Origin of the sequence: Enterobacter sp. DC1, assembly GCF_000568075.1 — a bacterium.
Taxonomy (GTDB): Bacteria; Pseudomonadota; Gammaproteobacteria; order Enterobacterales; family Enterobacteriaceae; genus Enterobacter; species Enterobacter asburiae.
This window is the reverse complement of sequence record NZ_AZUA01000003.1, coordinates 394,360-418,342: the sequence shown is the minus strand read 5'-3', so window position 1 is coordinate 418,342 and position 23,983 is coordinate 394,360. Positions and strand designations below refer to the sequence as shown.

At 56.1% G+C, this 23,983-nt stretch carries 23 protein-coding genes; 11 read left to right on the top strand and 12 right to left on the bottom strand.

The features are described 5' to 3' along the window. Nucleotides 1-481: 481 nt before the first annotated feature. Nucleotides 482-1,498: an HTH-type transcriptional regulator GalR gene (gene galR, locus P346_RS09670; protein WP_023309052.1), complete on the top strand. Its 1,017-nt coding sequence runs from the start codon at nt 482-484 to the stop codon at nt 1,496-1,498. Here galR and P346_RS09675 read toward each other — a convergent pair. Continuing rightward, the gene (locus tag P346_RS09675; protein ID WP_032660210.1) at nt 1,459-1,944 is read right to left on the bottom strand and encodes a GNAT family N-acetyltransferase; all 486 of its coding nucleotides are present in this window, start codon (nt 1,942-1,944) and stop codon (nt 1,459-1,461) included. The genes galR and P346_RS09675 overlap by 40 nt on opposite strands. Before the next feature lie 219 nt (nt 1,945-2,163). Here P346_RS09675 and P346_RS09680 point away from each other — a divergent pair, with 219 nt between their 5' ends. Beyond that, nucleotides 2,164-3,201 carry a LacI family DNA-binding transcriptional regulator gene (locus tag P346_RS09680; RefSeq protein WP_032660209.1) on the top strand — a complete coding sequence of 346 codons (1,038 nt, stop codon included), beginning with the start codon at nt 2,164-2,166 and terminating at the stop codon, nt 3,199-3,201. Here P346_RS09680 and lysA read toward each other — a convergent pair. After that, nucleotides 3,171-4,433 carry a diaminopimelate decarboxylase gene (gene lysA, locus P346_RS09685; RefSeq protein ID WP_032660519.1) on the bottom strand — a complete coding sequence of 421 codons (1,263 nt, stop codon included), beginning with the start codon at nt 4,431-4,433 and terminating at the stop codon, nt 3,171-3,173. The two genes, P346_RS09680 and lysA, sit on opposite strands and share 31 nt — an antisense overlap. A 120-nt stretch (nt 4,434-4,553) precedes the next feature. On the opposite strand from lysA, the gene P346_RS09690 reads away from it, so the two are divergent. Beyond that, nucleotides 4,554-5,480, top strand: coding sequence for a LysR family transcriptional regulator (locus tag P346_RS09690; protein WP_032660207.1), 927 nt, complete (start codon nt 4,554-4,556; stop codon nt 5,478-5,480). Here the strand turns inward: P346_RS09690 and P346_RS09695 are convergent. The 7 genes from P346_RS09695 to P346_RS09725 all read right to left on the bottom strand — a co-directional run bounded on the left by P346_RS09695 (nt 5,475) and on the right by P346_RS09725 (nt 13,355). Further along, entirely contained in the window at nt 5,475-6,167 is a 693-nt protein-coding gene (locus P346_RS09695) for an aspartate/glutamate racemase (protein ID WP_032660204.1), read from the bottom strand. The two genes, P346_RS09690 and P346_RS09695, sit on opposite strands and share 6 nt — an antisense overlap. Nucleotides 6,168-6,257: 90 nt before the next feature. Further along, nucleotides 6,258-7,382: an LPS O-antigen length regulator Wzz(fepE) gene (gene wzz(fepE), locus P346_RS09700; RefSeq protein WP_032660202.1), complete on the bottom strand. Its 1,125-nt coding sequence runs from the start codon at nt 7,380-7,382 to the stop codon at nt 6,258-6,260. 209 nt (nt 7,383-7,591) lie between these two features. Next, nucleotides 7,592-9,007, bottom strand: coding sequence for an arabinose-proton symporter AraE (araE, locus tag P346_RS09705; RefSeq protein WP_032660200.1), 1,416 nt, complete (start codon nt 9,005-9,007; stop codon nt 7,592-7,594). Between the two features lie 312 nt (nt 9,008-9,319). Continuing rightward, nucleotides 9,320-10,081: a 2-dehydro-3-deoxy-D-gluconate 5-dehydrogenase KduD gene (kduD, locus tag P346_RS09710; protein WP_032660198.1), complete on the bottom strand. Its 762-nt coding sequence runs from the start codon at nt 10,079-10,081 to the stop codon at nt 9,320-9,322. A 63-nt stretch (nt 10,082-10,144) separates the two neighbouring features. Next, nucleotides 10,145-10,981: a 5-dehydro-4-deoxy-D-glucuronate isomerase gene (kduI, locus tag P346_RS09715; protein WP_032660196.1), complete on the bottom strand. Its 837-nt coding sequence runs from the start codon at nt 10,979-10,981 to the stop codon at nt 10,145-10,147. Between the two features lie 235 nt (nt 10,982-11,216). After that, the gene (locus P346_RS09720) at nt 11,217-12,395 is read right to left on the bottom strand and encodes an acetyl-CoA C-acetyltransferase (protein ID WP_032660193.1); all 1,179 of its coding nucleotides are present in this window, start codon (nt 12,393-12,395) and stop codon (nt 11,217-11,219) included. Nucleotides 12,396-12,488: 93 nt separating this feature from the next. Continuing rightward, nucleotides 12,489-13,355: a LysR family transcriptional regulator gene (locus tag P346_RS09725; RefSeq protein WP_032660191.1), complete on the bottom strand. Its 867-nt coding sequence runs from the start codon at nt 13,353-13,355 to the stop codon at nt 12,489-12,491. Nucleotides 13,356-13,460: 105 nt separating this feature from the next. On the opposite strand from P346_RS09725, the gene P346_RS09730 reads away from it, so the two are divergent. Next, the gene (locus P346_RS09730; RefSeq protein WP_032660189.1) at nt 13,461-13,922 is read left to right on the top strand and encodes a multidrug/biocide efflux PACE transporter; all 462 of its coding nucleotides are present in this window, start codon (nt 13,461-13,463) and stop codon (nt 13,920-13,922) included. A 119-nt stretch (nt 13,923-14,041) separates the two neighbouring features. Beyond that, nucleotides 14,042-15,271, top strand: a complete 1,230-nt coding sequence (locus tag P346_RS09735; RefSeq protein WP_032660186.1) for an amino acid permease — start codon at nt 14,042-14,044, stop codon at nt 15,269-15,271. Nucleotides 15,272-15,326: 55 nt separating this feature from the next. Here P346_RS09735 and P346_RS09740 read toward each other — a convergent pair whose 3' ends face one another. Further along, nucleotides 15,327-15,779 (bottom strand): Lrp/AsnC family transcriptional regulator, encoded by a 453-nt coding sequence (locus P346_RS09740; RefSeq protein ID WP_029742214.1) that lies wholly within the window; start codon nt 15,777-15,779, stop codon nt 15,327-15,329. Nucleotides 15,780-15,894: 115 nt separating this feature from the next. Between P346_RS09740 and P346_RS09745 the strand changes: the two genes are divergently transcribed. Next, a complete protein-coding gene (locus P346_RS09745) occupies nt 15,895-16,506 on the top strand; it encodes a LysE family translocator (protein WP_032660184.1) in 612 nt (203 codons plus the stop codon). Nucleotides 16,507-16,533: 27 nt separating this feature from the next. Here P346_RS09745 and P346_RS09750 read toward each other — a convergent pair whose 3' ends face one another. Continuing rightward, nucleotides 16,534-16,806 (bottom strand): GNAT family N-acetyltransferase, encoded by a 273-nt coding sequence (locus tag P346_RS09750; protein ID WP_008499687.1) that lies wholly within the window; start codon nt 16,804-16,806, stop codon nt 16,534-16,536. 10 nt (nt 16,807-16,816) lie between these two features. Beyond that, complete coding sequence (gene yjdI / locus P346_RS09755) at nt 16,817-17,047, bottom strand: 4Fe-4S mono-cluster protein YjdI (RefSeq protein WP_032660181.1); 231 nt, start codon at nt 17,045-17,047, stop codon at nt 16,817-16,819. Nucleotides 17,048-17,350: 303 nt separating this feature from the next. Between yjdI and P346_RS09760 the strand changes: the two genes are divergently transcribed. From P346_RS09760 to P346_RS09780, 5 genes are all read left to right on the top strand, one after another. Further along, entirely contained in the window at nt 17,351-18,988 is a 1,638-nt protein-coding gene (locus P346_RS09760; protein WP_032660178.1) for an ATP-binding protein, read from the top strand. 3 nt (nt 18,989-18,991) lie between these two features. After that, nucleotides 18,992-19,693 (top strand): response regulator, encoded by a 702-nt coding sequence (locus tag P346_RS09765; RefSeq protein WP_032660176.1) that lies wholly within the window; start codon nt 18,992-18,994, stop codon nt 19,691-19,693. A gap of 168 nt (nt 19,694-19,861) precedes the next feature. Next, nucleotides 19,862-20,950: an ABC transporter substrate-binding protein gene (locus P346_RS09770; protein WP_032660173.1), complete on the top strand. Its 1,089-nt coding sequence runs from the start codon at nt 19,862-19,864 to the stop codon at nt 20,948-20,950. Between the two features lie 80 nt (nt 20,951-21,030). Continuing rightward, complete coding sequence (locus tag P346_RS09775) at nt 21,031-22,800, top strand: ABC transporter permease (protein ID WP_023309073.1); 1,770 nt, start codon at nt 21,031-21,033, stop codon at nt 22,798-22,800. Beyond that, nucleotides 22,793-23,863 (top strand): ABC transporter ATP-binding protein, encoded by a 1,071-nt coding sequence (locus P346_RS09780; RefSeq protein WP_032660170.1) that lies wholly within the window; start codon nt 22,793-22,795, stop codon nt 23,861-23,863. Before P346_RS09775 ends, P346_RS09780 begins: the two co-directional genes overlap by 8 nt. The last annotated feature ends 120 nt before the right edge of the window (nt 23,864-23,983 follow it).

The window sequence follows — 23,983 nt, the reverse complement described above, 5'->3', positions numbered from 1 at the left end:
GAAACCGTACTAAGAATTCTCACCAATCAATACCTCTGGGATCTTGATTGTGGTCGTTCGCCCTGCGATTCGCCAGCAGGAAAACGCAAGGGAATGAGCCGAAGTGCAACCAGGTGTGAATATTTTCTATTGCTGTTACAGGTTGAACTTTCAGGCAAAAAAAACCTGCGTAAAAACGCAGGCTGGTGTAAGCGTGTTAATCAACCGGAGTTGATTCCACCTATCAATACCTCTGGGATTTCGACTGTATCAACCTCTCTAACATCCTTGCCATCGGACAATCGCAACAGCCTGACGCAAAGTGTAACCAAAGGTTCAGATTGACATTCTTCAGACATGACTGCGCGTGTAACGATTACACTACCAGTGTTGTCCTGCGTCACGTTTGTGGAGAGCGGAAATCCGCTCCCCTTGAATGCGCGGCGCTTTTCCGCAACACTATTTGGTGTGTAAACGCTTACCCCCAATAAGAAGGTAATGAATGGCGACAATAAAGGATGTGGCTCGTCTGGCAGGTGTGTCGGTGGCAACCGTCTCCCGAGTGATTAACGACTCCCCAAAAGCCAGTGACGCATCGCGCCAGGCGGTACAAACCGCCATGGAATCCCTGAATTATCATCCCAATGCCAATGCCCGCGCGCTCGCCCAGCAGTCCACCGAAACCATTGGGCTGGTGGTGGGTGATGTTTCTGACCCCTTTTTCGGCGCCATGGTGAAAGCGGTTGAACAGGTCTCTTATCAGACGGGCAATTTTTTGCTGATCGGCAATGGCTATCATAATGAGCAAAAAGAACGCCAGGCCATCGAGCAGCTGATCCGCCACCGCTGCGCCGCGCTGGTGGTCCACGCCAAAATGATCCCGGATGCCGAGCTGATTCACCTGATGAAACAGATGCCCGGAATGGTGATCATCAACCGCATTATTCCCGGGTTTGAAAAACGCTGTGTGGCCCTCGACGACCGCTACGGCGCCTGGCTTGCGACCCGTCATCTGATTCAACAGGGCCATACCCGGATTGGCTATCTCTGTTCCAATCATCCGATTTCTGATGCGGAAGACCGCCTGCAGGGCTACTACGACGCCCTGCGCGAAAACGGCCTGCCGTGTAATGACCGTCTGGTGGCCTACGGTGAACCGGATGAGAGCGGCGGTGAACAGGCCATGACCGAGCTGCTCGGTCGCGGACGAAATTTCACGGCGGTTGCCAGCTATAACGACTCGATGGCCGCAGGGGCAATGGGGGTGCTGAATGACAACGGGATTGAGGTACCGGCAGAAATTTCGCTGATTGGCTTCGATGACGTGCTGGTCTCTCGCTACGTGCGCCCGCGTCTGACCACCGTGCGCTACCCGATTATCACCATGGCAACGCAGGCCGCCGAGCTGGCGCTAGCGCTGGCCGAACAGCGCCAGCCGCCGGATATTACGCATCTATTTAGCCCGACGCTGGTTCGCCGTCACTCCGTTGCATCGCCTGCGGAAGCGCAGAGCGAATAACGGTAGAGGTGAACCCGGGTGTTGGGGTATTCCAGCCCATCACCGATATACTGCCAGCCGTAACGTTCGTAGAAGTCGCGGCAGGCAGACCAGAGGTGCAGTTCTTCATATCCCGCCTGCGCGGCCCAGGTAATAACGTGCTGCTGGAGCTTTCCTGCCAGCCCCTTGCCTCGCGCCGCGTCGTCAACGTAGAGCGCTGCCAGCCACGGAAAGAGATCCTGACGCGTGATCAAATCGCAGCGCCAGAGCCCTACCGTACCAACAAGCTGCTCGTCTTCAACGGCGATAAAGGTCAGCGGTAATGCTCCCGGCGTCTGGCTGTGCTCAATAATGCTGTGGAAAAATTCCCGAGAAAGCCCTTCGCCAAAGGCCTGCCAGAGCCAGTCGGTGACCTGCTCCGCATAGTTTGGTGCCTGGTAAAGCGGGAGGATGACACTCTTTTTCACGTTTCACCTGCGTTTTCTCATGTTTTGCTGGCCTGTCGCCCCAGCTCGGTTCGGCGATTATTTTACCAGAGTCAGGCTATTTAGTTTTACTTCACGCAGGCCAGACGAATCGTGACCAAAAAGCGTGATCGTGGCAGAAGTTTTGCGCTTCCCGCATCGCTTATACGCCGTGAGGTCTGTGTTAAACTGCAAATCATTACGTGGAAGCAGGAATGTAGAATGGCAACAATGCTGGATGTCTCACTGCGTGCGGGCGTGTCGAAGGCTACCGTCTCGCGCGTGCTGAACGGCACGGGTCAGGTTAAAGAGAGTACGCGTCAGCAGGTCTTTGCTGCGATGGAAGAGCTGGGCTATCGCCCGAACTTTCTCGCGCGTTCGCTGGCTAACCAGACCAGCAACAGCATTGGCCTGGTCGTCTCGACCTTCGACGGCTTTTACTTTGGTCGTCTTCTCCAGCAGGCGTCGCGGCAGACGGAAACTCACGGGAAACAGCTGATCGTCACCGACGGTCACGACGCGCCGGAACAGGAAGAACAGGCGGTGCAGATGCTGGCCGATCGCCAGTGCGATGCCATCGTGCTTTACACGCGCTACATGAGCGAAAAAGCGATCTTCAAACTGATGAATACCGTGAAAACGCCGCTGGTGGTCATTAACCGCGAAGTGAGCCAGGCGCCGGATCGCTGCGTGTTTTTCGAACAGCAGGATGCCGCGTTTAAGGCCGTGGATTACCTGATCGCCCAGGGCCATCGGGAGATCGCCTGTATCACCGTTCCGATCCATACCCCAACCGGGAAAGCGAGGCTGATGGGCTATCGCAAGGCGCTGGAAAAGCACGGCATCCGCCTGGACGAGCGTCGGATAAAGTACGGCGATGCGGGAATGACGCGGGGATACGAGCTGTGCAAGGAGTTGATTGCCGACGGTGTGCCCTTTAGCGCCCTGTTTGCCTGTAACGACGATATGGCGCTGGGGGCGTCCAAAGCGTTACATCAGGCGGGGCTTAAAATTCCGCAGGATATTTCACTGTTCGGCTTTGACGATGCCCCAAGCGCGAAATGGCTGGAGCCTGCGCTCTCGTCGGTTTATCTGCCCATCGACAATATGATTGTCACGGCCATCGATCAGGCGATCCGGCTGGCAAAAAACCAGCCGGTCGATGCCATCCCGCCGTTTACCGGCACGCTGGTCTTACGCGATTCGGTCACCACCGGGCCGTACTTTAATCAGATGAGTTCTAAAGCCAGCAGTTCCTGAATGGTCTGACGACGACGGATCAGCCGTGCCTTGCCGTTATCAAACATCACTTCCGGCAGCAGCGGGCGGCTGTTGTAGTTTGATGACATCGACGCCCCGTAGGCACCGGTATCATGCAGCACAAGATAATCACCCGGTTTGACCTCTGGCAGCGCGCGGGTCTCCACTTTGCCGCCTTCCTGCTGGGTAAACACGTCACCCGATTCGCACAGCGGTCCCGCAACGACCGTCTCAACCCGCGGCGCCTGCGTTAAGTCGCGGCCGTCGGCAGCCAGGGCGGTAATGTGGTGATAGCTGCCGTACATGGACGGACGCATCAGGTCGTTAAAGCCTGCGTCAATCAACACGAAGTGGCGAGACCCCATCTCTTTGACGCTGCGCACCTGTGAAACCAGCACACCTGCTTCCGCCACCAGGAAACGACCCGGCTCAATTTCCAGCTTCACCGCGTGGCCCAAATGCGCGGCGATTTGGTCACGCGCGGCGCTCCACAGACCGTAATAGTGATCGGTATCGATCGCCTCTTCGCCTTCGCGATAGGGAATGGAGAGACCGCCACCGGCAGAGATCGCCTCCAGATCCTGACCGAAATCGACAACCTGGCGCACCATCGCGCCGCACACCTGCTCCAGGTGGCCGTAATCGACGCCTGAACCAATGTGCATATGAATACCCACCAGCTTCAGGCCGTAGCGCTGTAATACCTCCAGCGCAGCAGGCATATCGGCATACCAGATCCCGTGCTTGCTGTTTTCGCCGCCGGTATTGGTTTTTTGGCTGTGACCATGACCAAAGCCCGGATTCACGCGCAGCCAGACGCGATGGCCGGGAGAAACCTGGCCCAGCTGCTCCAGCATATCCACAGAACCGGCATTGACCGGGATCTGCAGCTCGTGGACGCGCGCAAGCGTCGCATCGTCGATCACGTCGGCGGTAAAGACAATCGCGTCGCCGTCGGCTTTCGGATCGAATCCGGCCACCAGCGCGCGCTCGATTTCGCCAAGCGAGACGGAGTCCACCTTCACGCCCTGCTCACGCATCAGGCGCAGAATATGAATATTGGAGCACGCCTTCTGGGCAAAGCGCACCACGTCAAACTGATGCAGGGCGGCGATCTTCTCGCGAACGATCTGCGCGTCGTAGACCCACACCGGACAGCCAAACTCGGCGGGCAGGCGCAGCAGGTTGTCGGCGTTCAAATCGGTATCAGTCTGGTTCAGCGGGCGTGGCATGGTCTTCTCCGGTAAATGCGTTTTCATGATTACGCCACAGCATGAAGAGAATAAAAAATATCGTTTTATCGCGAGTCTATGCAAAAATGATATGGACAGTCATTTGCTTTCAGGTGCCCTATGCCCGCCGTCAATTTACGCCACATAGAAATTTTTCACGCCGTGATGACCACCGGCAATCTCACCGAAGCCGCACAGATGCTGCATACCTCGCAGCCGACGGTGAGCCGCGAGCTGGCCCGCTTTGAGAAAGTGCTGGGGCTGGAGCTGTTCGAGCGTACCCGGGGCAGGCTTCACCCTACGGTGCAGGGGTTACGCCTGTTCGAGGAAGTTCAGCGCTCCTGGTACGGACTAGACAGAATAGTGAGCGCGGCGGAAAGCCTGCGCGAGTTTCGCCAGGGCGAGCTGTCGATCGTCTGCCTGCCCGTCTTTTCACAATCGTTTTTGCCGATGCTGCTGCAGCCCTTTCTGGCCCGATACCCGGAGGTCAGCCTCACCATCGTGCCTCAGGAATCACCTCTGCTTGAAGAGTGGCTTTCGGCCCAGCGCCATGATTTAGGCCTGACCGAAACCCTCTCCACCCCAGCGGGAACGGCGCGCACGGAGTTGATCTCGTTAGATGAAGTGTGCGTTCTGCCCGCAGAGCATCGGCTTGCCGGTAAGGAGGTGCTCACACCGGAGGATTTCCACGGGGAAAACTACATTAGCCTGTCGCAGACCGACAGCTACAGACAGCTGCTGGATACGCTGTTTGCCGAGCATCAGGTCAAACGCCGAATGGTGGTGGAAACGCACAGCGCGGCTTCGATTTGCGCGATGGTGCGTGCAGGCGTCGGCGTCGCGGTGGTGAATCCGCTCACGGCGCTGGACTATGCCGGAAGCGGGATCGTCATCCGCCGCTTTAGCGTCTCCGTCCCGTTCACCGTGAGCCTGATCCGCCCGCTGCACCGTCCGGCCTCCGCGCTGGTGGACGCGTTCACCGAACACTTAACGGAGCACGCGCGTCAGGTGGCGCTTCGCTTACCTGACCTGCAAAACCCGTTATGACAGCATAAACGCCACGGCATCCGCGGCATGGATGGCGGTGGTATCGAATACCGGGACGGGGCTTCGCTCGGCTGGCACCAGCAGGCCAATCTCGGTGCAGCCGAAGATCACTCCTTCAGCCCCCTGCTGCGCGAGTTTATCGATGACGCTGACGTAATACGCGCGGGAAGATTCGGTGAAGGTACCGAGGCAGAGCTCGTCAAAGATAATCTGGTTGATGCGTGCCCGATCTCCTTCATCCGGGATCAGGCTCTCGATCCCAAATTCACTGTGCAAACGTCCGCGATAAAAATCCTGTTCCATGGTGTAGCGTGTGCCCAAAAGCGCTACGCGGCGCATCCCGGATGCCGCGATCGCACGACCGGTCGCGTCCGCAATATGCAGAAACGGCAGCGAGCAGCGGTTCTCAATATGCGACGCCACTTTATGCATAGTATTGGTACAAAGCACTATCCCCTCGGCGCCGGCACGCTCCAGCCCCAGCGCCGCCTGGGCCAGGATCTCCCCGGCTTTATCCCACTCACCGCTCGACTGGCAGGCTTCGATTTCATGGAAATCAACGCTGTGCAGCAGCAGGCTGGCGGAGTGCAGACCGCCCAGGCGCTGCTTTACCCCTTCATTAATCAGGCGGTAATAAGGGATTGTCGATTCCCAGCTCATTCCACCTAACAGGCCGATCGTTTTCATCATCCCTCCTTATCTTTGGTCTCTTTTTTTAACACAACCGATGCACATAAAAAAAGGCGCTGTATTCAGCGCCTTTTTAAACTGCAGAGCTTATTCCGCTACCGGCTCTGGCGGCGAAGTACGGGCGAGCATCGCCTCGCGCAGTAAAACGCTACCGCAGGCAAACAGGCCCCCCAGGAGCGCCGCCAGAACGACAATCAGAGCCTTGCCCGGGCCATCCTTTTTCACCGGCATGGAAGGAGAAAGCTGGTACCTGAATGGCTCAAGTTTAACATCGGCAAAGGAGAGCTTTTTCAGCTGTGCAAGGTAGTATTCCCGGTTCTGGAAATCCGCATTCAGCTCGGTCACGTCCTTCAGATTTTTTTCGATCTGCAGCTTTTGCGCGATACCGTCAGCGCCGAGCGCAACGGAGTAATCCGGGTCATCTTTTACGGCCTGCCCGTTGCTGTAAACCGGTTTCTTAATGCCTGCGGCATTTGCCACTTCCAGCGAATAATTCAGTCGCTGCAGGTTGGTATTGTGAATATTAGTCAGACGGACACGATCGAGTTCCAGCTGCTGCTCAACGATGTTCTTTTTCAGGGCGATCTGGTTGCGGATATTCTGCACCGTCTCTTTTTCAACAATAGCCGCGATATAATCGATGTATCCATTCAGGACGGCTTGCGCATCGTCAGCTGTCGGCGCAGTGAAGCTCAATGTCCAGGAGACAAAAGGCGCTTTATCCGCATCTTTTCCCTGAGCGTCATTCACCGCTTTCATTCTGTCTGAAATGTTAACTATCGCCCGATGCAGCTCAAGCGGATCCACCTCGGCATCTTTAAGTTGTGACATCACGTAAGGAGAGGATTTCAGGTACTCTTCGAGCAATGACTGCGACTGAAACTTTTTAATAAACATGTCAAAGACTTCCGGACGGGAAATCTTTGCGTCCACGTCTAGCACCTGCAACGCTACCATCATCTGGCGCAGCGGGTTCCACTGCGACGATTCTGCCTGAGTGATCACTGCTTTACTGGTCCACTTCTGCGGCAGTAAAAATGAAATGGCCAGCCCCGCCAGTGCAAAAGCAAGGGTAATGGTGACAATGCGTTTTTTGGCCGCCAAAAGAACCGTTAATAAACCGAAAAGATCAATTTCTTTAGCGTGTATTACCGGAGAGGTATAACGGGGAAAATCAAGATCGGTGCTTTTTTTGATATCCATCTCAGACATAGACATTCTTCTTTTTAGGATGCGTTTCATGTTGCGCAAATAACAGCGGTGGTCCGATGATACATTATCCTAAGAATTATCTTAAGTTCAAATCCCTCTATTCATCCTACCCTGCCAGAGTTGGTAGTGAATTTCATTACGTTATTATTGTAATTACTAACTATCTTACCAACTCTGACTTGTATTGAACGCTTAAACAGGCAAAACAATCACACGCCGATATTCCGCAGTTTCTCCCCTGCCATCAGCTTGCGCTCGATATGTTCCAGCGTCACGCCTTTGGTTTCCGGGATCAGCCAGAACGTGACGCCAATAAACGCTACGTTCAACACCGTATAGAGCCAGAACGTTCCCGCTGCGCCAATCGCGTCCAGCAGCGTCAGGAACGTCGCGCCGATGATCATGTTCGACACCCAGTTGGTGGTCGTGGAACAGGTGATGCCAAAGTCACGGCATTTCAGCGGCTGAATTTCGGAGCACAGGATCCACACCACGGGCGCGGCGCTCATCGCGTAACCTGCGATACACATCATGGTCATACCGACAGAAAGCCAGGAAAGCCCGCTTGAGGCAGTGCCGTTATCAAACTGCATCAGGCAGTAGCCGAGGATCAGCGTGCCGAGCGCCATTACGCTGAAGCCAATTTTCAGCGCCGGTTTACGGCCGGCTTTGTCCACGGTAAATACCGCAATAAAGGTGGCGAACATGAAGGTCAGCCCTACCACCAGGGTCGCGATCATCTGCTGTTCCGTAGTGGTAAACCCGGCCATTTTGAAAATGCGCGGCGCGTAGTACATGATGATGTTCATCCCGGTGAACTGCTGCATCGCCTGCAGCAACATGCCAAGGAAGACGGCGCGGCGCACGTTGCGGTTGATCTTAAACAGCGCCCAGCCGCCCTGCTTCAGCTTCAGGCTTTCGCGGATCTCGTTCAGCTCTTCGCGCGCTTTTTCCGAGGTATCGCGCAGCATGCGCAGGACCTCTTCAGCCTCCACGTGACGCCCTTTTTGCGCCAGCCAGCGCGGACTGTTTGGCAGGAAAATCACCAGGACGATCAGCACCAGCGCCGGTAAGGCCAGCACGCCCAGCATCGCGCGCCAGTTGCCGCTGTAGCTGAAGTAGGTGTCAGACAGGAACGCCAGCACGATGCCCAGCGTGACCATCAGCTGATACATGCTGATCATCTTGCCGCGCACGTTCTCGCTCGCCATTTCGGAGAGATAAAGCGGCGCGGTGTAGGAGGCAATCCCCACCGCCACGCCCAGCAGCACGCGGGAGAGCAGGAGGATTTCAACGTTAGCGGCAAACGCCGAGCCAATGGAGCCGGCAACGAACAGAATTGCCCCGACCATCAGGCTGTATTTGCGCCCCAGACGGAACGACAGCCAGCCGTTGAACAGCGCGCCAATGGCCGCGCCGAGCATCATGCTGCTCACCACCCACTCCTGCAGGCGACTGCTGAGGGTAAAGTGATCGGTAATAAACGGTAATGCGCCGGCAATGACGCCGATATCCAGTCCAAACAACAGGCCCGCCACGGCGGCGGCAATGGAGACAAACTGGTTCATGCGGCGAGTATCGCGCAGCGCAGCGGGCATCAGGGTAGAGTCATTTATAGATGTCATATTTTTCCTGCCTCAACAGCAAAATTCGTTAACTGAAATTACGAGAAAGCGAGGAAAAGTGTCAGGCAGGAAATCGCGAAGTTATGGATTATTCCGCTACGGCATACGGTTCTGTGATGGACATTACAATTTCAACTCGTGGCGAATAATCACGTATTTTTACTAATCAGTTAATATTTAAGGAATAAAAGTGTGATTACCGTCATTTGTGATTTTTCAGTATGGATTTTTCATCTTTATCGATATGGACTAAGCCAATTATTGCGCAAAAAAACCTCCGCCCATGGGCAGAGGTTCTTAACAGCGGTGGAATTAACGCGCCAGCCAGCCGCCGTCTACAGCCACGGTGTAGCCGTTGATGTAATCCGATGCGGAGGAGGCCAGGAAGACAATTGGCCCCATCAGATCGCTCGGCAGACCCCAGCGTCCCGCCGGAATGCGGTCGAGGATTTCCGCGCTACGCTGCTCGTCCGCACGCAGCTGCTGCGTGTTGTTCGTCGCCATATAGCCCGGCGCAATCGCATTCACGTTGATGTTATGTTTTGCCCATTCGTTTGCCAGCAGGCGGGTCACGCCCATTACGGCGCTTTTGGACGCGGTGTAAGACGGCACGCGGATGCCGCCCTGGAACGAGAGCATAGAGGCAATATTGATGATTTTGCCGCCTTTCCCCTGCGCAATAAAATGCTTCGCCGCCGCCTGGGACATGAAAAATACGCTCTTGATGTTCAAATCCATCACGTCGTCCCAGTCGCGCTCGCTGAAGCTGATCGCGTCTTCGCGGCGAATCAGCCCGGCGTTGTTCACCAGTATGTCGATATGACCGAATTCAGCCACCGCGCGGTCCAGCAGTTCAGGAATGGTATCGATTTTACGCAGGTCAGCGGTCAGGCTCAGGAAACGGCGGCCCAGGGCCGTCACGCGTTCGATGGTCTCAGTCGGTTCAACGATATTAATTCCGACGATATCGCAGCCCGCTTCCGCCAGGCCTAACGCCATCCCCTGACCCAGCCCGGTGTCACATCCGGAAACCACAGCCACTTTTCCCTGCAGAGAGAATGCATCCAGAATCATGTTTATTCCTTACTCTTTCAGAGCCTGTCACTCACAGGCAGGTTTATGCTTCACTGCCCGCGACTAGCGCAGATCGCTGACCGCAACGTGGTCCATATCATCAAAGACCTGGTTTTCACCCACCATTCCCCAGATAAAGGTGTAGGCTTTCGTCCCTACGCCGGAGTGAATGGACCAGCTCGGTGAAATCACCGCCTGCTCGTTGTGCATCACGATATGGCGCGTTTCCTGCGGCTGTCCCATCATGTGGAACACGCAGGCGTCCTCATCCATATTGAAGTAGAAGTAGACTTCCATGCGGCGCTCGTGGGTATGGCACGGCATGGTGTTCCACAGGTTGCCTGGCGCGAGCTCGGTCAATCCCATGCTGAGCTGGCAGGTCTCCAGCACGTCCGGCACGAAGTATTTATTGATGGTGCGGCGATTGCTGGTGAGGTTGTCGCCCAGCGTTACGGGTGCGACGTCTGCCGGGGTTACCTTTTTGGTTGGGTAGGTGGAGTGAGCCGGCGCGCAGTTGTAGTAAAACTTCGCAGGCCTGCTGCCGTCGATGCTGGCAAAGACCACGTCTTTCGCCCCTTTACCCACGTACAGCGCCTCGCGATGGCCAATCTCATAGCACTGTCCGTCTACGGTGATGGTGCCCGGCCCGCCGATGTTAATCACCCCCAGCTCGCGACGCTCGAGGAAGTAGCTCACGCCCAGCTGTTTACCGACCTCACCGCCCACGGAGACGCTTTTCGTGACCGGCATAATCCCGCCCACAATGATGCGGTCGATATGGCTGTAAACCATGGTGTACCTGTCGGCCTCGAATACCTGCTCAACTAAAAATGCATTGCGCAGCCCCTGAGTATCCAGCGTTTTGGCGTGCGCACTGTGGATGCTTTCTCTGACGTCCACGGTAACCTCCAGATGTGGTCATGCCCGAAGGCGGAAATAAACGAAACAGCGTTCCGTTTTTCATAATGAGCACATACTATCGGCATAAAGTGGGCTTTTCAATTATATTTAAAACAACGTTTCATTTTTATTTTTGTTTATAACGGAAATGATGTTCGGATCACAATTCAACCGCCGGGAGAAAAAGGACGCGAAAAAAAACCTCCCGGAGGAGGTCATTTTGTTTGAGAAGAGGTTAGCGTTCGATGGCCAGCGCCACCCCTTGCCCGCCGCCTATACAGAGTGTGGCAATCCCTTTGCGGGCATTGCGCTTTTTCATTTCGTGGACCAGCGAAACCAGGATGCGGCAGCCGGACGCACCGATTGGATGCCCCAGCGCGATCGCGCCGCCGTTAACGTTGACCCGCAGGGGATCCCACTCCAGCATTTTTCCGACGGAGATCGCCTGGGCGGCATAGGCTTCGTTCACTTCGATCAGATCCACATCCGAAAGCTGCCATCCCGCGCGCTCCAGACAGCGGCGGGTCGCGTAGACCGGTGCGATCCCCATTAACGCAGGATCAACCCCCACGCTGGCGAACGCCTTAATGCGGGCCAGGACCGGAAGATCGAGTTCAAGGGCTTTGCTTTCGCTCATCATCATGACGGCGGCAGCGCCGTCGTTAATGGAAGAGGCATTTCCCGCCGTCACCGAGCCCTGCATTTCAAACGCGGGATTCAGTCTCGCCAGGCCTTCAGCGCTGGCGTCGGTGCGGGGCTGTTCATCGGTATCCACGAGGATAAGCTCGCCGCTCTGACGCTGCGTGCTGACCGGGACAATCTCGTCGCGAAAACGACCGGAATCAATCGCCGCACGCGCTTTTTGCTGCGAGCTTAGCGCATAGGCATCCTGCACCTCACGGCTGATGCCGTACTCGCGCGCCAGATTTTCCGCCGTCACGCCCATATGATAGTCATTGAACGCATCCCACAGCCCGTCATGCACCAGGCTATCGAGCAGCTGACTGTTGCCCAGCTGTGCGCCGGTTCGGCTGTCGGTTAACACGTGCGGCGCGCGGCTCATATTCTCCTGCCCGCCCGCGATGATCACGTCCGCTTCACCACACTGAATAGCCTGCGTCGCGAGATGCAGCGCTTTTAATCCTGAGCCACAGACGTCGTTGATGGTGATGGCCGAAACGGTATTGGGCAGCCCGCCCTTCAGCGCCGCCTGACGCGCAGGGTTTTGCCCGGCACCGGCCGTGAGGACCTGTCCCAGGATCACCTCATCAACTTCATGTGCTGCGATCCCGCTGCGTTCCACCAGCGCTTTTACCACCACGCTGCCCAGGTCAACCGCCGAGTGACGCGCAAGCGCTCCCTGAAAACAGCCGATAGCTGTACGCAACGCACCCACTATTACGACATCTTTCATCACGACCTCTGTGTTAAATGACATGACGATAGTAGAGGATTGTTACTGGCAATTATCTTAATTGTTTAAAAATAGTGAGTTTAATCACAAGGATCAGCGCGCATCCTGCAGATACTGCCGCAGCCAGCTTCCGGCAACGCCGGGAGGGGATCGTTTATTCCACAGCAGGTCGATGCCGATCGCCCGAGGCCATCCTGGAACATCGAGCTGTACCAGGGATTTCGCGGCGGCAAATTCATCCACCAGCGCACAGGGCAGCACGCACCAGCCAAATCCCTGTACCGCCATACTCAAGAGTAACAGGTAATTCGGTGCTGACCAGACGGGCCCGCGTGCGATCTCAGCCTCGCGCTCAAGATAGGTGCTGAGCCGCAGCTCCCGCCAGCCGTGCAGCTCGTCATGCTGAACGTCATGTTGTCCGGCCAGCGGATGCGTGGTCGCGACGTAGATCGCCATGCGGGTCTGCATCGGCAGGCGGGTGAAGCCAATATCCGTAGGGTAACCGTCTCGCGCTTCCGTCAGGCCAACCTGCGCTCGCTCCTTTTGCAGCAGATCGATCACGTCCTCTTCCTCGCCAATCAGACATTCGAATTCCGTATGGGGAAAACGCGCGTCAAACTGTTTCATCATATCTTCCAGCACGTCCGGGTTGAGGGTATCGGAAAGGACAAACGTCAGACGCGCCTCCGTTTGCGCCGTTAACGACACCGCCAGCTCGTCCAGCCGCGTGCTGGCGGCCAGGATGGCCTGCACGTAGCCCAGCACCTGTTCTCCCTGGACCGTTAACACCGGCTGGCGCGCCGAGCGGTCAAACAGCTCGAAACCGAGATCGGCTTCAAGATTGGCAATGGACGTGCTGATCGTCGACTGGCTTTTACGCAGCCGGCGTGCGGCAGCAGAGAAAGAGCCCGCCGCAACGGTCTCGACAAACGCCTTAAGGGCTTCGGGTGAATAGCGCATAACCTATCTGTTTTAGCGATGGATACTATCTTTAGTATATCAACTTTAGCGATGAAAATAGGCTGCATCAACGCCCATACCGGCGAATTAATGAGGTCTATGACTATGCAACATCAGGATGCACTCCAACGTAAACTGCCGGAGCGGATCTTTCACGCAGTCTGTTTTGAAGGGATTGCTACTGCGATCCTCGCCCCTACGGCGGCGTGGCTGATGCAGCGTTCCGTGGTGGAGATGGGTGGGCTGACCATTATTCTGGCCACCACCGCCATGCTGTGGAACATTCTTTATAACTTTGGCTTCGACCGTTTCTGGCCGGTTCAGCGCGTCAAACGTACCGCAAAAGTGCGCGCGCTGCATGCGCTGGGGTTCGAATGCGGGTTTATCGTGATTGGCGTGTCGATTGTCGCCGCCGTACTGGGCGTCACCCTGCTTCAGGCATTTACGCTGGAAATAGGTTTCTTCCTGTTCTTCCTGCCCTACACCATGTTCTATAACTGGGCATACGATTGCCTGCGCGAGAAATTTCTTAAGCGTCGCCAGCAACGGCGCGCCCTGGCAGGCTAAACCGCCTTTGGCCGGACGCCCGTTCCGGCCAAACTCCGTCGAAGCAACTGCGCTCTCCGTGCATAACTATGGTAAATTGCACTCCATTCCGATGGTTTGATAGTTGATACGTTGCTCTAATGTCGAAAATTTGGTCAAAAGATGAGACTCTCTGGAGTTTCGCTCTCTATGGCACGGCCGTGGGCGCAGGAACGCTGTTCTTGCCCATTCAGCTGGGCTCCGCAGGCGCTATTGTCCTGTTTATTACCGCCCTCGTGGCCTACCCCTTAACCTACTGGCCGCACAGAGCGCTGGCGCAATTTATCCTGTCGTCAAAAACAAAAGGCAACGAAGGGATCACCGGCGCCGTCTCGCACTACTACGGCAGGAAGATTGGCAACCTGATCACCACGCTCTATTTCATCGCCTTCTTTGTGGTAGTGCAGATTTATGCGGTGGCCATCACCAACTCGCTCACGGAGCAGCTGGCAAAACACCTGACGGTGGATACCGCCGTTCGCGTGCTGGTCAGCCTGGGCGTGGTGCTGGTTCTCAATCTGATCTTCCTGATGGGACGCCATATCACGATAAAAGTGATGGGCTTCCTGGTATTTCCGCTGATTGCCTATTTTCTGTTTGTCTCGCTCTATCTGACCGGAAGCTGGCAACCCTCGCTGCTGACCAGCCAGATGGCCGTCGATCGTCATACGCTGCATCAGGTATGGATTTCAATTCCGGTGATGGTATTTGCTTTCAGCCATACCCCGATTATCTCAACGTTTGCCGTTGACCGTCGCGAGAAGTTTGCCGACGGCGCCATGGATAAATGCAAGAAAATCATGAAGGTGGCATACCTGATCATCTGCCTGAGCGTGCTGTTCTTTGTCTTCAGCTGCCTGCTCTCAATTCCGCCGTCGTACATTGTGGCCGCCAAAGAGCAAGGGGTAACGATCCTGTCCGCGCTGTCGATGATGCCTTCTTCTCCGGCGTGGCTGGGCATTTCCGGCATTGTGGTGGCGATTATTGCGATGTCGAAATCGTTCCTCGGCACCTATTTTGGGGTGATTGAAGGGGCGACGGAGATCGTGAAGTCGTCGCTTAATCAGGTAGGCGTGAAAAAGAGCCGCGCCTTCAACCGCGCGATTTCCATTATGGGGGTGTCGTTAATCACCTTTGCCGTCTGCTGCATTAACCCGAACGCCATTTCGATGATTTACGCCATCAGCGGCCCGCTTATCGCCATGATCCTGTTTATCATGCCGACGCTGTCGACGTATCTGATCCCCTCGCTGAAACAGTACCGCTCCATTGGCAACCTGCTGACGCTGATCGTCGGCGTGCTGTGCGTATCGGTGATGTTTGTAGGCTAATCCTCTTTCCTGCCCGGCGCTCTGCCGGGCAGGCCATTCAGTCCTGGCCTGCTGCTTACAGCGGAAAAGGCCTGTCCTGCACGACCGTTTTCATAACAAGCGTAGAGCGAAGGTGCTGCACGCCCGGCATGGCGGAGAGCTTCTCGTCGTAGAGTTTCTGGAAAGCCGACAGGTCGCGGGTCACGACGTGCATCAGATAATCGGGATCGCCAAACAGGCGCTGTGCCAGCACGATCTGCGGAATTTCCTCCACCGCCGCTTCAAACGCGCTAACCGCCTTTCTGTCCCCCTCCTTCAGCGTCGCAAACACTATCGCCAGGAAGTTGAATCCCATTTTGGCGGGGTCGAGGCTGGCACGGTATCCCGTTATCGCCCCGCTTTGCTCCAGCGCCCGCACGCGGCGATGGCACGGCGAGAGGCTCAGATTCACTCTTTCAGCCAGCTCGGTCAGGGATAAGCGGCCATCAGACTGTAGCTCAGCAAGAATTTTTCGATCGATGCTATCCATGTGGAAGATTTTCTCAATTTCACGGTGTTATGAGCATAACATTGAAAGCCTATTTCGCAGGGTTAGCGATATTCTTTTTCTCAACCTTTGACGCACTGCGGGAGTCATCAGGACGATGGAAATGAGTATTGTGGCTGGCTTTTGGGTGGTTTCTTTTCTGCTTATCATGACGCCAGGCGCCGACTGGGCCTACGCCATTAGCGCCGGGATTAACGGGCGACGCGTGGTACCGGCGGTGATGGGGTTAATGTCCGGGCATCTGTTAGCCACGCTGGTTGTGGTGGCTGGGGTGGGCGTAGTGATTGCTCAACATCCGCTGGCGTTAACCGGGCTTACCGTCGCGGGGGCGGTGTATCTCCTGTGGCTTGGTATCGGGCTGTTGCGTCACCCTGCCGCACCGGAAAAGGCCACCCACCATGCGGGAAACTGGAGGCAGTGGGCGGTGAAAGGACTCTGTATTAGCGGCCTTAACCCGAAAGTTTTTTTACTTTTCCTGGCGCTGCTTCCGCAGTTTACAGACCCGACCGGAAGCTGGTCGATAGCGATGCAGATGTCCGCGCTTGGCGTGATGCACCTTATCACCTGTACGCTGGTCTATCTGCTGGTGGGGTACGGTTCGAAAGCGGTACTGGCGACCCGGCCACAGGCGGCGCGTCTGCTCAGCATGGCATCGGGAGGGATAATGGTGCTGATCGCGCTGATATTGCTATTTGAGCAGGCGAGATGAAAAAACACCGGCCATCGCCGGTGTTATTTACGCCCGAATATCGTCATATTCCCGCGTTTTATCAAACTCATGCTTCGCGAACGGGCACAGCGGAATAATTTTGCGGTTTTCACCGCGCATCTTCTCCACCACTTTCGCCACCAGCTGTTTACCCACGCCCTGCCCCTTCAGGCTCTCATCCACGTCGGTGTGCTCGATAATGCTCAGGTGCTCGCCGGTCGGTACGAAGACAATCTCCGCGACCTGGTTGCCGTTCGCATCATTCACGTAAAACTTGTTATGGCCTTCCAGAATATCCATGGTTCCTCGCTTATTTTTGGCGATACTTCAGCGCACCGCTCGGGCAGGTATCAATCACGCGGACAACCGTTTCAACGTCCACTTCATCGGGAACGATCCACGGCTTACGTTTCAGATTAAACAGCTTTGCGCTCCCACGCACGCAGTTACCTGAGTGTTTGCAGATCCCGGTATTGAAGTAAACGTCAATTTTCTCGCCGGTATAGGCCCGGTAACCCGCATCCAATAGTTCTTTATCCATGACATTGCCTCTGTAATTATTATCGTGCTGAATGAATCATAGCCCCACGGGATCCTGATGGCTATATACCCGTCATACTTCAAGCTGCAGGTGCGTTGGCTGCACTCACTCACCCCAGTCACGTACTTATGTACGCTCCCGGGGATTCGTTCCCTTGCCGCCTTCCCGCAACTCGAATTATTTAGGGTATAACGCCGAAAACGAAAAGCCAGGTCACAACTCTTTTCTCGCCAGATTGCGTCCGCTATTTACGCATGTCAGGCTCCGCAAATATCTTACTTTTACAGGGCAAGCGCAGGTTGAATGAAACGCAGACTCTCTTTTCAGGTAAAGCTGTTTTTAGCGCTGGTGTGCTTCTCCTGCCTGCTGTTAGTTCTGCTGGGAACAATCCTGTTTCATTTTATTGACCGGCAGCTCCATCACGATCTCGGCCAGCGCGCCCGGGTTCAGGCCAGCCAGATCGCGCTGATGCCGGGACTGGCGACAATGGTTGCGGCCAGAGATATTCCGGGAATAGCCCGGTTAATTCAGCCGCTGCGCGCCGAAAGCGATGCCAGCTACATTGTGATTGGCGATACCGAGGAACAGCACCTTTATCATTCGGAATCGCCGGAGCGTATTAATTTACCGATGATCGGCGGGGATAATGCCGAGGTGTTAAAGGGCAAAACCATTATTTCCGTGCGTCAGGGCGGAATTGGCGTGTCGCTGCGCAGCAAAGCGCCCATCTTCAACGCGCAGCATCAGGTGATTGGCATTGTCTCGGTCGGCTATCTGACGTCGTATATTGCCAACATTAACGCCCGCATTCTCTGGCAGTCCGGGCTGTACGGCGCCGCGCTTCTGCTGCTGCTTTTTATTTTCTCCTGGCTGTTTACCCGCAATTTAAAAAAACAGATGTTCCGGCTGGAGCCGAAAGATATCGCTCAGCTGGTTTTGCAGCAGCGCGCGCTATTAGAAGCCATGTACGAAGGGGTATTTGCCGTTAATGGCGAGAAGCAGCTGATTTTAATTAACCGCGCGGCACGAGAAATGCTGGATATTCGGCAAAGTGAGAAAGAACTTATCGGTAAACCGCTGGAAGACATTCTGCAAACGTCGCCGGGCTTTTTATCCCAGCGCTACGCCTCGGTGAGCAGCGGTAGCCACGACCAGATTGCGGTGCTGAACCAGCGGGAGGTGATCGTCAACCGCGTAGCGATTGAGGTCGAGCCGGGCGTTGAAAGCGGCTGGGTGTACAGCTTTCGCGACAAAAATGACATTAACACGCTCAGCAGCCAGCTCAGTCAGATCAAACGCTATGCGGATAACCTGCGCATTATGCGCCACGAACAGCTGAACTGGACCGCCACGCTGGTCGGGCTACTGCAGATGAAACACTATGACGAGGCGATCCGTTACATCCAGGTGCAGTCAGAAGGCGCGCAGCGCGTGCTGGACTTTGTCTCTGCTCATTTTGTCTCCCCGGCGCTGTGCGGGCTGCTGCTCGGAAAATACGTCAGCGCGCGCGAAAAAGGCATCGAGCTGCTGTTTGACCCCGCCTGCCAGCTCACCCGCATGCCTGCCGCGCTGAGTGAAACGGAGCTGATGTCCATTATTGGTAATCTGCTGGATAACGCCGTGGAGGCGACCCTCAACGCGCCGGTTCACGCGCCGGTAGAACTCTACATTTCTGACCGTAACCAGGAGCTGCTGATCGAGGTGGCCGACCGGGGCTGCGGGGTGGACGATGCGTTGAAGCCGCACATTTTCCGCCAGGGGTTCAGCAGCAAGCCGGACAGCGAAAACGACATTGTGGGCACCGAGCACGGTATTGGCCTATTTCTGGTGGCAGGATATATCGACAAGGCCGGCGGCAGTATTGAGATTGCCGACAACACGCCGCAGGGCACGATTTTTTCTGTGTTTATACCTATTCTACTCCCCGATCAACAGGGCTAAAGCATGAGCACCACCCGACCACTTGACGTTGTGATAGTTGAAGATGAGCCGCACCTGGCGGAGCTGCATCGCGAGTATATCGAGCAGAATTTCCATTTGCGCGTGGTGGGCATCGCCGCGTCGATTGAGCAGGCATGCAGCCTGATTCGTCAGCATCAGCCGCGGCTGATCCTGCTGGACAACTATCTCCCGGACGGTAAAGGCGTGGAGCTCATCGATAATCCGCTGTTGAAAAGCTATGAGTGTTCGGTGATCTTCATCACCGCCGCCAGCGATATGCAGACCTGCAGCCACGCCATGCGCAGCGGCGCGTTTGACTACCTGATTAAGCCGGTCTTTTTCCAGCGCCTGCACGCCTCGCTGGAGCGGTTTATGCGCTTCATCCACACCGTGCAGCAGGTAAAGGTGGTCGACCAGCATGCGCTGGATCGCCTGTTTAATCTGCCCGCTGCGGAAGCCTCCATTACGCCGTCGACGAAGGGCATTGAACCCCAGACGCTGGAACGAATTAAAAACCTGTTCGCCGAGCATCCCGACACCGCGATGTCGGTTGAAGAGGTGGTGGAAAACGTGGGGATCAGCAAAACCACGGGGCGTCGCTACCTTGAATACTGCGTGGAGAGCGGGTTAATCAGCATCGAAATGCTGTATGGCAATATTGGCCATCCGCGAAGGTTATACCGCAAAGCGCCCGATAAACCGTAATCCAGAACCGTTCGTAAGCTAACGTTCGCGGATTTTATGGTGTTAATTGCTGAAACGACGGCGACAATCACACTTCGGAATCATTACCCGCTCCCCCCTATTGTGGGTGGAGCCTGATGCGCTATGTTGACAATTAGTTCCTCAAATGTAACTAAAAGGTTAACTATAATGTCGAACACGTTCCGAATTTCTCTGCTTACCGCTACTGTACTGTTCTCTGCTTCTGCACTGTCTGCCCTGCCGCAGGGGTATCCTGCTGAGTATCAAAAAGTGGTTGATGCCGCAACGAAAGAGGGCAAGGTTGTTATTTATTCCACCACCGACATCAAGGCCGCCGGGCCGCTGATCCAGGGCTTCGAAAAAACCTACCCGGGCATCAAAGTTGAATACAACGACATGAACAGCACCGAGCTGTACAACCGTTTCATCAGCGAACAGGCCTCCGGTGGCGTGAGCGGCGACGTGGTCTGGAGCTCCTCTATGGACACCGGCCTGAAGCTCGCCACCGACTACGCCATGGAGTACAAATCTCCGGAGCAAGGCCAGCTGCCGAAATGGGCGGTCTGGAAGGATAAGGCTTACGGCACCACCTATGAGCCGGTGGTCTTTATCTACAACAAGCGTCTGATCCCGGCCGGCGACGTGCCGGACTCTCACGCCGCGCTGGCGAAGCTGATTGCCAGCCAGACGGACAAATTCAAGGGCAAAGTCACCACCTACGACATCGAAAAATCGGGCCTGGGCTTTATGCTCTCGGTTCAGGATCACAACGCCGATCCTAACTACTTTAAAACCCTGGCCGACGTCGCCAAAGGTGGCTTATCGGTGCAGTCGTCTACCGGCACCATGATGGAGCGCGTCTCCTCCGGTGAAAACCTGATCGGCTTCAACATCCTCGGCTCCTACGCGGAAGCGCGTGCGAAGAACGATCCGTCGCTCGGCATTTCCTATCCAAAAGATTACACCCTGGTGCTGTCGCGCGTGTCGTTCATCAGCCAGCAATCGCAAAACAGCAACGCCGCGAAGCTGTGGCTGGACTACGTGCTGTCTGAACAAGGGCAAAACATTCTGGCCAATCAGGCGGATATTCCCTCCATTCGTAACGATATCGAAGGGAAAAATGATATCGACGGCCTGACCAAAATCCTCGGCAACGCGCTGAAGCCAATTCCGGTTGATGAAACGCTGCTGGAATACCTGCAGCCGAAAAAACGCCTGGAGTACATCAAAGAGTGGCGTACCGCCGCCGGTAAATAAGCGTCTGAGCGCGGCGCAGGCCGCCGCGCTCCCTTATCGACTGAGTTCGTTTTTCTGGGCTGCAACACCAGGGATACCCCATGAATACATTACGCAGAAAGTGGCAAAGCCTGCCGCGAGGCATCGTCGTGCTGATAACCGCCCTGGTTATCTACACGCCGCTGTCGTTTATCGTGATACAGAGCTTCCTGTCCGCCCCGTTCTTTTCGCCGTCAAAAGAGTGGAGCTTTGAATCATTTGAGTTTATTTTCACCGACCCCGATTTTTATAAGGCCCTGAAAAGCGGCTTTATTCTTGCTTTCGGGCTGGTCTTTATCTCCATTCCGCTGGGCGGCGTGCTGGCGTTTCTGATGGTGCGTACCGACCTGCCCGGTCGCCGGTTGATTGAGCCGCTGATCCTGGTCCCGATTTTCGTTTCACCGATGGTGCTGGGCTTCGGCTACGTGGTGGCCGCCGGTCCGGTAGGCTTTCTCTCCCAGTGGGCTCAGGCGCTGATTGGCTTTGTGCCGTGGAATATCTACGACATGTCGAGCATTGTGGTCATCGCCGGCCTGACGCACGTCCCGCACGCCTATCTGTATATCTCGTCTGCGCTGCGCAGCGTGGGCTCCGATGTGGAAGAAGCCGCGCGCACCGCGGGCGCGTCGCCCTGGCAGGTGATGACCTCCGTCAGCCTGCCGATGGTGCGCCCGTCCATTCTGTACGCCACCGTGCTGCTGTTCTTCCTGGGGCTGGAAGTGTTCGGCCTGATGCTGGTACTCGGCGATCCGGAAGGCAACATGGTGCTGGCGACCTATCTCTATAAGCTGACAAACAAGATGGGCACCCCATCCTATAACCTGATGGCGGCGGTTGCCGTGGTGCTTATCTGCATCACCATCCCGCTGGTGATGCTCCAGCGTCGCCTGATGCGCACCGCCAACCGCTTCGTCACCATGAAGGGCAAGGCTTCGCAGGCCCGCGCGCTGCCTCTGGGTAAATGGCGCTGGGTTGCTGGCGGGGTGATTGCCTTCTGGCTCACCGTCACCATCGGCGTTCCGCTGCTCGGCGTGGTATTGCGCGCGTTTATCTCCAACTGGGGCGTGGGCGTTTCGCTGTGGGACGAGCTTTCTCTGAACACCTTCCGCACCATCTGGGCGCAGCCCAACCTGCTGCGCGCCATCGTCAACTCCATGGCGATTGGCGTGATTGGCGGCGCGCTGGCCGTGGTGTGCTACCTGTTTGTCGGCATTGCCATGCACCGCAAGCCGGATAACACCACGCGTTTCTTGGACTACAGCGTGCTGGTGCCGCGCGCCGTGCCTGGCCTGCTGGCGGGTCTGGCGTTCCTGTGGGTGTTCCTGTTCCTGCCGATGTGGCTGGATAACTCGCTGAAATCAGGCTGGCTTTCCGGGTTCGCCTGGACCGACTGGATGCGCGAAAACGTCATCGTCTGGCTGCGTTCGCTGCGCAGCACCATTTTCAGCGTCTGGCTGGCCTATACCGTGGTGTGGATGGCTTACGGTCTCAGACTCATCTCCTCCACGCTGCTGCAGGTAGGTCCGGAGCTTGAGGAGGCGGCGCGCAGCACCGGGGCGACGCGCGGGCAGATCACCCGCCACGTCACCATCCCTCTCTCCCGCTACGGTCTTATCGGTTCGTGGCTGCTGATGTTCCTGATCTTTGAGCGCGAATATTCAACGGGTGTGTACCTGCTTTCACCCGGCACGGAGACCATCGGCTCGATGCTGGTTTCCCTCTGGGCCGCGGGTGCCATCGATATCGTGGCGGCGCTCTCTTTCATTAACATCCTGCTGGTCGTGGTAGGTCTGGGCATTGCCCTTCGTTTCGGAGTGAAAATACATGATTGAATTAGCGGTTGACGATCTGCACTTAACCTACGGCGACAATCCTGTTTTAAAAGGTGTCTCCATGAACCTGAAGCGCGGCGAAGTGGTGTCCCTGTTAGGCCCCTCCGGCAGCGGCAAAACCACCCTGCTGCGCGCCGTTGCGGGTCTGGAAAAACCGACGCAGGGGTCCATTGTCATTGGCAACAATAAAGTTTACGACGGCACGCCGCGCAGCGAGGTCCCGGCGGAAGAGCGTAACCTGGGGCTGGTATTCCAGTCCTACGCCCTGTGGCCGCACAAAACCGTGTTTGAGAACGTGGCCTATCCGCTCAAGCTGCGCAAAGTCCCGGCCAAAGAGATCCAGCAGCGCGTGCAGGACGTGCTGGACCAGCTTGGTCTGGGCCATCTTGGCAAACGTCACCCGCACCAGCTCTCCGGCGGGCAGCAGCAGCGCGTGGCGATTGGCCGGGCGCTGGTCTACAACCCGCCGGTGATTTTGCTGGACGAACCGCTTTCCAACCTCGACGCCAAGCTGCGCGAAGAGGCCCGCGTGTTCCTGCGCGAGCTGATTATCAAGCTCGGGCTATCCGCGCTGATGGTGACGCACGACCAGAACGAAGCGATGTCCATATCCGACCGTATCCTGCTGCTTAACAACGGCAAAATTGAGCAACAGGGCACGCCGCAGGAGATGTACGGCTCGCCGAAGACGCTGTTTACCGCCGAGTTTATGGGCAGCAACAATCGCCTGCATGGCAAGGTCACCGAAGTGCGCGACGGCAAAGCGCGTATCGAGGGGAAAGGCTGGGTGCTGTGGGGTCAGGCGGGCGAAGGGGTGAAGAGCGGTGAAGAAGCGACGGCGGTGATCCGCGTCGAGCGCGTGGCGGTGGTCGAGGGGCCAGGGGAAAATCAGCTCGAGCTGCCGCTGCTCACCAGCATGTACCTCGGTGACCGCTGGGAGTACCTGTTCCGCACGGTGGGGGATGATTTTGTGATCCGCGCGTATGGGCATGAGGTTCGGGATCCGCAGCACTGCCATCTTTCGCTGCCTGAGAAGCATGTTTGGGTGTTCCCGAAAGGGTGAATTTGAAAAGAAAAGGCTGCGGGATGCAGCCTTTTTAAATCTGACATGCTGAGTGTACTTAAATAAATTTTATTTTATATATCAATATATTGTGTAATTAATCTATCATAAGTTAATGTC